Raw genomic sequence first — 12353 nt, 5'->3', positions numbered from 1 at the left:
GCTCACTCGCCCCGGTACTTCGCCGCCGCGGCCTGGGCGAGGTCCTGCGCCTTGTCCAGGGCCGTGTCCACCGACTGCTGGCCGGCGATGGCCGAGGCGATCTGCTGGGAGACCGCCGTACCGAGCACGGCGAACTCGGGAATGCCCAGGAAGCCGATGCCGGTGTAGGGGCGGGGGCCGACGCCGGGGCTCTTCGGGTCGGCGGAGTCCGTCGCCGCCGTGTACTCCTGCCGGTACCAGGCGCCGGCCGCCTGCTGGTACTCGGGGTTGGCGTAGAGCGACTTGCGGTTCCCGGCGGGCGCCGAGGTCCAGCCCATTTCCTGGCCGACCTGCTCCTGATACTCCTTGGAGGAGGCCCAGGAGATGAACTCCCAGGCGGCGTCCTTGTCGTCGGAGGCCTTCTGGACGCCCCACGCCCAGGTCCACAGCCAGCCGGCCTTGCCGGTCCTGTCGTGCGGGGCCGGGACGTAGCCCACCTTGCCCTTGACCGAGGATCCGTCGGCCTCGATCGACGAGGCCAGCGACGTGGCGTCGTACATCATGGCGCACTTGCCCTCGACGAAGCGGTCCAGGATCTCCAGCACGCCCATCCGGTCGGCGCCGGGCTGGCCGTGGGAGCGGAGCAGGTCGACATAGAACGCGACGGCCTTCTTGAACTCGGGTGAGTTCAGGCGCGCGTTCCAGTCCATGTCGTACCAGGCGCCGCCGAAGGTGTTGACGACCGTGTTGATCGGGGCGAGGTTCTGGCCCCAGCCGGGCAGGCCGCGCAGGCAGACGCCGCTGGTGCCGTCGGTCCCGTCGACCCGGGCGGCGAGGTCGGCGACCTGCTTCCAGGTCGGGTTCGGCGGCATGACCAGCCCGTCCTTGCGGAAGAGGTCCTTGCGGTACATCAGGAAGGAGCCTTCGCCGTAGAAGGGCTCGGCGTAGATCTTGCCGTCCTCTCCGGTCAGCGACGCCACCAGGTTGGGGAAGACGTCGCCCTGGTCGAAGTCCTCGTCGGCCTTCACATAGGAGTCCAGCGGGGCGAGCCAGCCGTTGTCCGCGTAGATCGGCACCTCGTAGGCGCTGAGGCTCGCGACGTCGTAGGTGCCGGCCTGGGTCGCGAACTCGCGGTTCATCCGCTCCCGCGCCTCGTTCTCCGGCAGCAGGGTGTAGTCGACCGTGATGCCGGTCTCCGCGGTGAAGTGCTCCTTGGTGAGCTTCTTGAGGGTCTGCACCTGGGAGGCGTCCATCGCGAGCACCTTGAGGTCGGCCTGCTCGCCACCGGGCGGGTCCGTGTCACCGCACCCGGCGACAACCAGGCCTAGGACGGCCGTGGCTGCCATGGCCATCTGGGCGAGGCGGCTGCGTTTCATGACAACCCCGCCCCTACCCACCTTTGCCTTTTATTAGGCATATGAGGGCAAAAGGGGGAGGCCTACGGACGGTCCCGGCGGGCCTCTCCGCGTCTGGAGAGCGCGTCGGCCGCCACGGCGGCCAGCAGCACCCCGCCGGTGATCATGAACTGCACGGCGTCCTCGACCCCCAGCAACCCCATGCCCGAGGCGATCGACTGGATGACCAGCACCCCGAGCAGCACCGACCAGGGCGAGCCGCGCCCGCCGAACAGACTCGTACCGCCGATGACGGCCGCCGCGATCGCGTTGATCAGCAGCATCCCGGAACCGGCGGCACGGGCGGTCGTGGGGCTCGCCGAGGTCAGCTCCGAGGCCACGAACAGCCCGCCGAACGCGGCCAGCGTCCCCGACACCATGAACATCGCGACCCGCACCCGCGCCACCCCGATCCCCGCCCGCCGCGCCGCCTCGACCCCGCCGCCGAGCGCGTACACCCGCCGCCCGTAGCGGGTGCGGCGCAGCACGTAGTCCGAGACGACCAGGACCACCAGGAAGATCAGCAGCGCGAGCGGCAGCCCCTGGAACCGGTTGAGGGTGTAGGCCGCGGCGAAGGCGATCCCCGCGAGAAGACCGGTGCGCAGCCAGATGTCGCCCGTCGGCCGGTGCGGCATCCCGGCGGCCAGATGGCGGGCGTGCTTGCGGCGGGCGGCCAGGAAGTACCCGGCCGTGCCGAGTGCCGCCACCGTGTAGGCCGCCGCGTCGTCCTCGAAATGGCGGCTGGTCAGGGAGGCGACCAGACCCTCCTCGTCGATGTTGATCGTGCCGCTCGCGCCCAGCAGGTAGAGCGTCAGGCCGTTCCAGATCAGCAGGCCCGCCAGCGTCACGACGAACGCGGGCACGCCCAGCGAGGCGAAGAAGAACCCGTGGAAGGCGCCCACGGCCATGCCCACCGCCACCGCCACGACCACCGCGAGCCACTCCGGCACCCCGTGGTTCACGTTCAGCACGGCGAACGAGGCCCCCGCCAGGCCGCTGACGGAGCCGACCGACAGATCGATCTCCCGGATCAGCAGCACGAACACGATACCGACGGCGACCAGACCGGTCCCGACGATGCCCACGCCGAGGTTGGACAGGTTGCGTGGCGAGAGGAACTTGTCGTCAAGACCCTGGAAGACGCACCAGATCACGATCAGCCCGGCGATGACCAGGAGCGGCCCGCGCTCACCGACCCGCACACTGCCGCGCACCTCCAGGGCGTAGTCGCGCAGGTTGCCGGACCAGCCCCGGGCGCGCGGCCCACGGTCGGGCGCGACCGGCCCGGCGCTGCCCGGCCCGCCGTCCCGGTGCGGCCCGCTCCGGCTCACGGCCAGGCCTCCTCGTCGCCCTTCGAACGGTGGGCCACGGCGTTGTCCGCCGCCCCGGTGACGGAGGAGATGATCTGCTCCTGCGTCACGGTGCTCACGTCGAACAGACCGTTGTTGCGCCCGAGCCGCAGCACGGCGACCCGGTCCGCGACGGCCTTGATGTCGCCCATGTTGTGACTGATCAGGATGATCGCCATACCGCGGTCGCGCACCTCCTCGATGAGGTCGAGCAGATGGCTGGTCTGCTCCACGCCCAGGGCGGCGGTGGGCTCGTCGAGCAGCAGGACCTTGGGCGCGCCCATGAGCGAGCGGGAGATCGCGACGGCCTGCCGCTGACCGGCGGACAGCGCCGCGACCGGCACCCGCACATCGGGGATCCGGATCGACAGGGTGCGCATCAGGTCACGGGAGCGGCGCTCCATCTCCACCTCGTCGAGGACACCGACCCGGTCGATCTCACGGCCGAGGAAGAGGTTGCCTACGACATCCAGGTTGTCGCACATGGCGAGGTCCTGGTAAACGGTTGCGATGCCCAGGGCGTGGGCGTCGTGCGGGCGTTTGATCTGCACGAGCCGCCCCTCCCACTCGATGACGCCCCGGTCGGCGGGGCTGACCCCGGAGACCACCTTGATCAGCGTGGACTTGCCGGCGCCGTTGTCGCCCGCCAGGGCCACGACCTCACCGGCCCGGACCTGAAGGTCGACATCCACGAGCGCCTGCACGCCGCCGAACCGCTTGGTGATGCCGCGCAACGCCAGAACAGGGGGATGGGCCACGGAGAATCACGCCCCTCACCGGGTGAGCCCGATCCGGTCGCAGGCCGGCCGGAGCTTCGGGGTACAGATCTGGTCGATCGTGTAGACACCGTCCCGGACGAGCGTCCGCCCGATCGTTTCGGCCGTCACGGCGATCGGGGTGAGCAGCACCGCCGGGACGTCCTTCGTGGTCGGAGTGTCCACGTTCCGCGTGACGAGGGATTCGAGGTCGTTGCCGCGCGCCAGGGCCACGGCCATCGCGGCGGCCGCCTCGGTCTCCAGCCGGAAGGGCTTGTAGACGGTCATGTACTGCTCGCCCTCGACGATGCGTCGCACGGCGTCGAGATCGGCGTCCTGGCCGGTGACCGGGGGCAGCGGCGAGATACGGGCGCTCTTGAGCGCCGCGATGACGCCGGCGGCGATCGAGTCGTTGGCCGCCAGCACCCCGTCGATCTGATTCGGGCCGAGGTCGCTGATCGCGGCGGACATGTGGTCGTGCGCGTTCTCCGTGCGCCACCCCAGGGTGCTGTAGGACTTGAGGATCCGCACCTTGTCCTGGAGGACGGCCCGGGACCCGCCCTCGTACCAGGCGGCGTTGGGGCTGGAGGGATCGCCGTTCATCATGACGACGCCGCCGTCGTCGGCCCTGGCTCCCATGCCCTTCAGGAGTGCCGCACCCTGGAGCCGGCCGACCTGGCCGCCGTTGAAACTGACGAAACCCGAGATCGGGCCCTCGGCGAGCCGGTCGTAGGCGACCACGGGGATGCCCTCGCGGTCCGCCGCCCGGACCGAGGAGCGCAGGGCCTTGGGGTCCACGACGTCCAGGATCAGGGCCGAGACACCCCTGGTGATCATGGAGTTCATCTGCTGCCGCTGGCTCGCCGCGTCGTTCTCGGCGTTGGCGTACATCACGGTGCAGTCGGGGCACAGCTCCTTCACCCGCTTCTCGATCAGTGGCTTGTCGGACTGCTCCCAGCGGGGCACCGCGCGGCTCGGCAGCAGCAGGCCGACGGTCAGGTTGTCGTCGCCCTGTTCGCCGTTCTCGGTGCAGCCGGCCAGGGACGTGGCCAGGACACCGGCCATCAGGGCGACGAACACGCGCCATCTGCGCCCTCTCACGGCGGACCTCCTTCGTCGGGCCGCGTCCGGCCCTGGCCGGGGTTTCGGCCGGGGTTTCGGTCGGGGCTCCGGTCCGGGTTCCGGCTCGGGGTTGGCTCCGGGTTTCGGTCCGGGGTCCGGCTCGGGGTTGGCTCCGGCGTCCAGTCCGGGTTCCGGCTAGGGGTCTGGTCGCTGGGCCTGTTCCGGTCAGGCTTGTGGTCGTGGTCGTGGTCGTGGTCGTGGTCGTGGTCGTGGTCGTGGTCGCGGGGCCGGCTTGGGTTCGGGTCCGGGGTTCGGTCCCGGTCTTTGTTTCGGCCGTGGTCTCGGCGGCTCGGGGGCGGGTTTGGGGGCTGGTCCCGGTCTCTGTGCCGGCCGTGGATTCGGCGGCCTGGGGGCGGGTCCGGAGTGCGGTTCCGGCCCTTGTTCCGGTCGCGGTTGCGGCCCATGCCCCAGCTCCGGTCGCGGACCAGGCCCCAGCCGCGCTCCCAGGTCCGGCCCGGCTCCGGCACCCGCTCCGGCTCGACCCGCGGCGGTTCCGCTCCCTGCCCGGGTTCCGGTTCCGGTGCCGACTTCGGTTCCTCTTCCGGATCCGGCCGGGACACGACGATCTCGCTCCACACCTGCTTGCCGCCGCCGACCGGCACCGAGCCCCAGGCCGTAGACATCGCCTCGACCAGGAAGAGCCCACGGCCGCCCGTCGCCTCCCAGTCCACCACCACCGGCTTGGCGGGCGCGCGCGGCGAGGAGTCGTTCACGGTCACCCGCAGCCGGTCCGCGGCCAGGGTCAGGTCGACACGGACCGCGCCCTGTGTGTGCACCAGCGCGTTGGTGACCAGTTCCGACACCACCAGCAGGACGGTGTCGGCCTCGGCCACGACGTCCCACGAGCGCAGCGTGCGCGCGCTGAACCGGCGGGCGTGCATGACCGCGTCCGGCAGCCGCCACACCACCCAGCCCGCCCGCACCGGCCGGATCCGCATCCCGTCGTAGCGCAGCAGCAGCAACGCCACGTCGTCCTCACGGCGGCCGGCGTCGCCCAGCAGTTCGTCGGCCATCCGCCCCGGGTCGGAGGGGTCGGCCGCGGCGAGTGCCTCACGCACGAGCCGCATGCCCTCGTCCACCTGCAGATCGGCCGACTCGACCAGACCGTCCGTCACCAGCGCGAGCACCGAGCCCGGGGCCAGGGCGAGCGCCGTCAGCGGGAACTCCGCGTCCGCGAGGACGCCCAGCGGGAGCCCGCCCTCCACCGCGATCTCCTCGGTGCCGCCGTCCGGAAGACGCACCAGCGGGGACAGGTGCCCGGCCCGCACGAACAGGGCGTTGCCCTCCTCCATGTCCAGTTCGACGTAGCAGCAGGTGGCGAACAGGTCGGTCTCCATGCCGACGAGCAGCCGGTTGGCGTGTCCGACGACCACGTCCGGAGGGTGGCCCTCCACGGCGTAGGCCCGGACCGCGGTACGCATCTGGCCCATGATCGTCGCGGCCCCGGCGCTGTGCCCCTGCACATCACCGATGACCAGGGCCACCTTGGCCTCCGACAGCGCGATCACGTCGTACCAGTCGCCGCCCACCTGGAGCCCGCGCCGGGCGGGCAGATAGCGGGCCACGGCCGTGCCGCCGGGCAGCCGGGGGAGCCGGCGCGGCAGCAGGCTGCGCTGCAGCATCGTCGCGAGCTCCTGCTCGGCGTCGTAGGCGTGCGCGCGTTTCAGGGCCTGCCCCACCAGCCCCGCCGTCGCCGTCAGCAGGGCCCGCTCCTCGGGGGCGAACTCGTGCGGTGCGTCCCAGCCGACCAGGCACACCCCGGTCACCCTGCTCTTGGCCGGCAGCGGCAGGACCGCGAGCCCGCCGGGGCCGATCCCCTCGAGCCCGGGTTCCAGTACGGCACCCGCCGGCCACAGGCTCATCCGCCCGTCCCGCAGCGCCGCCTGGAGCGTGGGCAGGGCGGCGACCGGCGCGTCGGGCCACTCCGAGCGCCACTCGGCACGCCACAGCTCCGGCCACGCGCCGGCACCCGGCGGATCGAGCACGGTGACCGCCAGCCGGTCCTCCAGCAGCTCGGCGAGTGCCACCCGGTCGGCGTCCAGCGGCTCGCGCAGCGCGGCGACCACCACGCGGCTGACGTCCCGGACCGTCACGGCGTCGTCGAGCGCGGCCGTAAGCCACTGGATCCGGGCGACGTCGCTGGCGCTCCGGCGCAGCACGGGGGCGGCGGTCACCACGCCGAGCACCCGCTCCGGAGCGCCGTCGGGCCCCTTGCGCACACGGCAGTTCAGGCGCAGCCAGCACAGTTCACCGGTGGGCCGGCGGATCCGGAACTCCAGTTCGCGGCGTCCAGGGGTCTGCGCGGACGGTTCGATCACCGACATCAGGGCGGGGACGTCCTCCGGGACGCTGTACGAGAGCAGGGTGTCGGTCTTGCCGTCGAAGCCGTTCTCGGGGATGCCGACGAGTTCGAGCAGGGCCTGGTCCGTCTCGACCAGGCCGGTGCCCGGCGCCAGGGCGAAGGAACCGACGCCCATGGCGCGCAGCGCCGAATCCAGCAGGGGTGAGGGGGCGCACCGGTCGGCCTCGCCCCGGAGCCGCCCGGCGACCGCCTCGGCATACCGCTCCAGAAACTCCCGCTGCTCGGCCCCGAAGCCCTCCCCGGCCTCTCCCACCACGACAAGACACCCCAGCCACCCACCCGCGGCCCCCAGCGGCAACGCCCCGAGCGGTGCGGCAAAGGCTGAGCCTTCCTCCCGGCCGGCGAACACCACATCCCCGAGCCACAGCGCCCGCCCACTCCGGAAGGCCTTGGCGACGGCCGCCCCTCCGCGTTCCGCCCCTGGGGCGCCACCGGGGGAGGACAGGGGTGGGGAGCTGCTTCCCTTCGGCCCGGATGGAGGGCTGCCTCCCCCCGGCCTGGATGGGTAATTGCCTCCCTCCGGCCCGGATAGGGCGCTGCCTCGCTCCGGCCCGGATAGGGCGCTGCCTCGCTCCGGCCCGGATAGGGCGCTGCCTCGCTCCGGCCTGGAGGCGTCGTCACCGCCCGGCTCGGCGGGGCCGCCTGGTCCCGGCTCGGTCGGGTCAGGTCCCGGACCTTCGCCCCCGACCCCGGGCACCTCACCCCCCGCCACCGGCGAACCTCCACCCCCCACCCCAGGCAAGCTCTCCGAAACCGGCACCCGAGCCGGCAACCCGTACCGTTCCGGCTCGGCGCCGGCCGATTCCACCGAGCGGAGCTCCGTACCGTCCTCGCTCCGTACGTACACCGCCGCCAGTGCCACCCCGGCGAACGCCAGGACCCGCTCCCGCGCGGCGAGCTCCGGCGCGGGACGAGGCGGACCGGTGCCCCCGTTCCCCGGCGCCCGAAGACCGGGGACCGCGGCCCGGGCATCGCCGTAATGGGGCATCTCCGTATCCACCTCCCGTCCGTGCCGCGTCCACCGGCAGGTGGGAGTCCCGGAACTCAGGCGACGACGACACGGCGGATCCACGCCGCGCATGAGCGGCAGGGCACCCACACAACAGAATCGCACACCTGGATAACCGCGACATATGGGGCGGGTGGCCCGGCCTGGTCGGCACACCCCGCGACTTCCCGCCACTCGTGCCCCTCCGTGCCGCCGCCCGGCTACCGTTGCGCCGCATGACCCACACCGAGATCGAGATCACGCCGGAACTGATTCGGGAGCTGCTGCGCGACCAGCACCCCGACCTGGCCGATCGCCCCCTGCGGCTCGGCGCACGCGGCTGGGACAACCAGCTCTGGCGCCTCGGTGACGACCTGGCCGTGCGGCTGCCCTGGGCGACGGGTTCCGTGGACATGCTGCTGCGCAAGGAGCACACCTGGCTCCCCGTACTCGCCCCGACGCTGCCCCTCGAGGTGCCGGTCCCGCAGCGCCTCGGTGAGCCCTCCGACCGCTTTCCGCACGCCTGGATCGTCACCACCTGGGTGCAGGGCGCCCCCGCCGACCGCGCCCCCGCCACCCGCGCCGAGGAATCGGCCGAGGCCCTGGCCGCCTTCCTGACGGCTCTGCACCGCCCGGCCCCCGAGGACGCACCCGTGGGCCGGAGCCGAGGCGGGCCGTTGTCCGAGCACGCCGAGGGGTTCGCCCACCAGCTCGCCACGGCCACGGAGCTGGGCCTGGTCGCGGACCCGGAGACGGTCCGCGCGATCCTGGACGACGCCGTCGCCGCGCCCGACTGGACGGGCCCCGCGGTCTGGCTCCACGCCGACCTGCACGCGGCCAACGTCCTCACCGCCGACGGCACCTTCTGCGGTGTGATCGACTTCGGCGACCTCTGCGCCGGCGACCCCGCCTGCGATCTCGCCGCCGCCTGGAACCTGCTGCCGGACGGCGCCGCGGACCGCTTCTTCGAGCTCTACCGCCCGGCCGCGGACCCAGCGACCCGGCGCCGCGCCCGGGGCTGGGCCGTCGCGCGCGCCCTCGTCTGCATGATCATCGGAGACGCCGGAGTCCACGGCCGCCCCGGCGGCAAGCCCACCTGGGGCCCACCGGCCCAGGCCGCCCTGCGGCGCCTCCTGGACACGGCCGGCCCCTGGTGACCCGGGGCGGTGCCGTCACCCGGCAACGGGCCCGGCGACCGAGGCTCACCGGTCACCGGGCCCGCATGGAGTGACGGTTCAGCCCAGCCGGCAGGGCAGGCTCGTCGTACTGTCACCGCCTGGGCTGGAGGCGGTATAGCCGAAGGTCGTGCTCTTGCCCGGAGCGAGGGAGCCGTTCCAGCCGGCGTTGTGGACCATCACCGACTGGCCGTTGTAGGTCGCGTTGCCGCTCCACAAGCTCTCGATCTTGTGGCCGGCGGGGAGGTTCCAGTCGACCATCCAGCCGAGCATCGGGACGGTGCCGGTGTTGGTGACGGTGACCTCGGACTGGTAGCCGCCGTTCCAGCTGCCGGTCGTCTTGCGGGTGGCCGTGCACGTGCCGGGCACCGGCTCGGACGGGTTGCCTGGCTCCTTGATGCCGGTCACCTCGCCGTTGCCGCCGTCGAAGACGATGTCGGAGCAGGAGTAGAAGGTCTCCTGGCTGTCGGAGCGCTGCCAGACCATGTAGATGATGTGGCGGCCGTCCTTGTCGGCGGGGAGCTTGCCGGTCCAGGAGTAGTTGGCCTCGACCGTGCCCGGGGACCCGTTCAGCGGCGGGTGGTCGACGCTCAGGAACGGCCGCTCCTCCATGTCGTTCCAGGTGAGCGGCTTGGCCGGGTCGAAGCCGTCCTTGGTGATGTAGACGTAGAACCAACCCGGGTGCGCCGCCCAGGCGTTGTACGAGAAGTCGACCGTCGCGCCCGAGGTGAGGTGCGTGAGCGGCCAGTCCTTGCTGGGCGTGTTGAACCCGGTGAAGTTGGTGTTGCCGCCGCTGCACAGCTCGCCGTCCGGCACGAAGCCCCGGGTGCGGCCGGCACCGTCCGAGCGGAGCACCGAGAACCAGTTGTAGAACGGTGTGGTGCCGCTGACCTGCTGGGCATTCCGGCAGGCCGGGTTGACCGGCTTGATCTCACCGGTGTCGGTCAGGCCGTCCTGCCAGCACAGGAAGGTACGGCTGCCGGGCTTCATGGGCGTGCCGTGGGCCTCCGCCTCACCACCGGCCGTCATGACCAGACCGAGGGCCGGGACCGTGACGAGCAGGGAGAGCAGGACGAGGAAGAGGGCCCTGGCCCGGGTGGGGAGCGTTAATCGGGTCATCGAGAGCCTTCCCGGCTCTTTTGTCAGGATCATGACAGCATCATCCGTTCCTTGGGATACGGGCCTGCGGATGCGTGTGTGGGGATGCGCGGAGTGGGAGCGACTCAAGGGCGGGTTCCGGTCCACCGTGATGGGAGCGCTCCCACTCCGCCTGTTGCGGAAGTTAGCGCCGAGGGGCGCGCTTGTAAACGGTTGTCACACCGGGACCTGCCGGTCAGGCCCGGCGCAGGACGCGCTCGGCCGCCTGCAGCGGGGCCGCGACGAGCGGTTCGTCCCGGCGCCTCGGCAGCCGGCCCAGCGCGGCGGTCCAGGGTTCGAGGTCGGTGACGTCGACGTACGCGACACCGTGGCGGGGGTAGAGCCGGCGGGTCGCGTCCGGCGGCAACTGGATCCCCTGCCCCATGGCGATCAGCGGCAGGGCGCTCTCGTCCGGCGATGCGAGCATCCGGACCACGACAGACCGGCCGTGTCGCTCGATGACGCGGAGCACACGGTCGACGTGGCCACGGTCGGGGACCACGACGTTGGCGGAGATCTTGATGCCGTGCGTGACCGCGGTCTCGATCGTCGCGTCGAGGGCGGCCAGCTTGCGCTCGGCGAGCTTCGGCGAGGCACAACGCGGAGCCGGTACGGCAGCGAGTTCGGCCGGGGTGGGCCGAACACGGACAGGTTGATGCGGTCGAGGCCGGCTGCCGCGGCGGCGGGCAGGACCGCGGCGCCGTTTTCGCCGTTCGAAGTGAGTCCGACCGTGAGTCCGAGGCGCCGGGCGATGGCGATCAGACCGGGCAGGTCGGGGTGCGGGGTCGGCTCACCGCCCGTGAAACGCACTTCATTCCTCGGCAGGCTGCCGCGGACGGCGGCGAGGGCCAGGGCGAAGTCGGCGTCGGCGGCGATCCGGCCGGGCAGGAAGTCGGCGCCGTTGGTGCGGAGATAGCTGGAGACGCGTCCGGAGCGGCCCGGCGTGGCGACGGGTGTTCCCTCGTTGTGGCCCTCAGCCCTCGCTCACACCTCCAGCACCAACCGCTCTCCCTCCGGTGCACGCGAGACGCAGGGCAGCATGGCGCCGGCCGCGCGTTCGGCGGCGGTGAGCCTGTGGTCACGGTGATCGACATTGCCCTGGGCCACCCGTACCCGGCAGGTGCCGCAGAACCCCTGGCGGCAGGAGAACGGCATGTCCGGCAGGGCCTCGTGGAGAACATCCAGGGCGGAGCGGTCGTACGGCACGGGCAGAACCCGTCCGGTGTCGCCCAGCTGAAGTTCGAAGGGACGGCCGTCCGTGATGGGGGCCGGGGCGAACCGCTCGAAGTGCAGGGCTGACGCGCGGCTGCCACCGAACGCGCGCCGGACGCCGTCGATCATGGGCGCGGGCCCGCAGCAGTACACCGCACCCGCCGCCGGGCTCAAGCTCAACAGACCGGCTGCTTCGGGCATGCCGGACTCGTCGTCAGGACGGATGGAGACCCGGCCAGGGGCTGCGGCCGCGAGTTCGGCCAGCTCTGCCGCGAAGGGCATCGAGCCGCGGCTGCGGCCGGTGTGCACGAGCCTCCAGTCCAGCCCGCGCCGGGCGGCTTCCCGAGCCATCGGCAGGATCGGCGTGATTCCGATGCCGCCCGCGATGAGCAGGATGAGAGCTTCGGCGGCGAAGGGGAAGGCGTTCCGGGGCCCGGTGATGGCGACCCGCACACCCTCTCCGAGGGCGTCGTGTACCTCGGCAGAACCGCCCCCGCCGTCGGCGATGCGGCGCACCGCGATGCGGTACCCGTACCGGTCGGCAGGGTCGCCGCACAGGGAGTACTGCCGCTTGCGGCCGGAGGGCAGGTGCAGTCCGATGTGGGCGCCGGGCTGCCAGGGCGGGAGTGTCCCGCCGTCGGGTGCTGCCAGACGCAGGGAGACGACATCCTCGGCCTCTTGGTGCTTGGTGGCGACCACCAGTTCCCGGGTCAAGGGCATCTCGGTGGCCGGCGGGCGCCTGGGAGGAGTGCTGCGCCGCGCGAGGGCCGTGACCGCGTTGTCGCTGAAAGCCGCCAGCTTCTGCATGAAGGAGTCGCTGCGCGGCCTGCCGTACAGATCCGGCGGCCGAGTGAGGGGTGTGCTGATGTCCATGGGATGC

Annotated in this window: 7 protein-coding genes and 2 pseudogenes; 1 reads left to right on the top strand and 8 read right to left on the bottom strand. The window is 72.2% G+C overall.

Annotation, left to right across the window (positions count from 1 at the left end):
• Nucleotides 1-2: 2 nt before the first annotated feature.
• From OG542_RS09260 to OG542_RS09240, 5 genes and pseudogenes are all read right to left on the bottom strand, one after another.
• Entirely contained in the window at nucleotides 3-1355 is a 1353-nt protein-coding gene (locus tag OG542_RS09260) for an ABC transporter substrate-binding protein (RefSeq protein ID WP_328409819.1), read from the bottom strand.
• A 62-nt stretch (nucleotides 1356-1417) separates the two neighbouring features.
• Entirely contained in the window at nucleotides 1418-2710 is a 1293-nt protein-coding gene (locus tag OG542_RS09255) for a sugar ABC transporter permease (RefSeq protein ID WP_408057856.1), read from the bottom strand.
• Nucleotides 2701-3480: an ATP-binding cassette domain-containing protein gene (locus tag OG542_RS09250; RefSeq protein WP_311128234.1), complete on the bottom strand. Its 780-nt coding sequence runs from the start codon at nucleotides 3478-3480 to the stop codon at nucleotides 2701-2703. Before OG542_RS09250 ends, OG542_RS09255 begins: the two co-directional genes overlap by 10 nt.
• 15 nt (nucleotides 3481-3495) lie before the next feature.
• Entirely contained in the window at nucleotides 3496-4578 is a 1083-nt protein-coding gene (locus OG542_RS09245; protein ID WP_328409818.1) for a substrate-binding domain-containing protein, read from the bottom strand.
• Nucleotides 4579-5141: 563 nt separating this feature from the next.
• Nucleotides 5142-7406 (bottom strand): annotated as a pseudogene (locus OG542_RS09240) (SpoIIE family protein phosphatase); the annotation flags it as partial.
• A 779-nt stretch (nucleotides 7407-8185) separates the two neighbouring features.
• Here OG542_RS09240 and OG542_RS09235 point away from each other — a divergent pair.
• Nucleotides 8186-9106: an aminoglycoside phosphotransferase family protein gene (locus OG542_RS09235; protein ID WP_328409816.1), complete on the top strand. Its 921-nt coding sequence runs from the start codon at nucleotides 8186-8188 to the stop codon at nucleotides 9104-9106.
• Between the two features lie 78 nt (nucleotides 9107-9184).
• On the opposite strand, the gene OG542_RS09230 is transcribed toward OG542_RS09235, so the two are convergent.
• The 3 genes and pseudogenes from OG542_RS09230 to OG542_RS09220 all read right to left on the bottom strand — a co-directional run bounded on the left by OG542_RS09230 (nucleotide 9185) and on the right by OG542_RS09220 (nucleotide 12346).
• Nucleotides 9185-10276, bottom strand: a complete 1092-nt coding sequence (locus OG542_RS09230) for a lytic polysaccharide monooxygenase auxiliary activity family 9 protein (RefSeq protein ID WP_408057738.1) — start codon at nucleotides 10274-10276, stop codon at nucleotides 9185-9187.
• 367 nt (nucleotides 10277-10643) lie between these two features.
• Nucleotides 10644-11230 (bottom strand): annotated as a pseudogene (locus OG542_RS09225) (radical SAM protein); the annotation flags it as partial.
• Nucleotides 11231-11245: 15 nt separating this feature from the next.
• Nucleotides 11246-12346: a PDR/VanB family oxidoreductase gene (locus OG542_RS09220; protein ID WP_328409814.1), complete on the bottom strand. Its 1101-nt coding sequence runs from the start codon at nucleotides 12344-12346 to the stop codon at nucleotides 11246-11248.
• Nucleotides 12347-12353: the final 7 nt, after the last annotated feature.

Origin of the sequence: Streptomyces violaceus, from assembly GCF_036014075.1 — a bacterium.
GTDB classification, from domain to species: domain Bacteria; phylum Actinomycetota; class Actinomycetes; order Streptomycetales; family Streptomycetaceae; genus Streptomyces; species Streptomyces violaceus.
Note: the sequence above shows the minus strand (reverse complement) of the source record. Positions and strands in the feature narration are given on the sequence as shown.

Excerpts from the sequence above, each read along its gene's own strand:
- OG542_RS09230 (WP_408057738.1), bottom strand. The coding sequence starts at position 10,276 with ATGATCCTGACAAAAGAGCCGGGAAGGCTCTCGATGACCCGATTAACG.
- OG542_RS09235 (WP_328409816.1), top strand. The coding sequence starts at position 8,186 with ATGACCCACACCGAGATCGAGATCACGCCGGAACTGATTCGGGAGCTG.
- OG542_RS09220 (WP_328409814.1), bottom strand. The coding sequence starts at position 12,346 with ATGGACATCAGCACACCCCTCACTCGGCCGCCGGATCTGTACGGCAGG.
- OG542_RS09260 (WP_328409819.1), bottom strand. The coding sequence starts at position 1,355 with ATGAAACGCAGCCGCCTCGCCCAGATGGCCATGGCAGCCACGGCCGTC.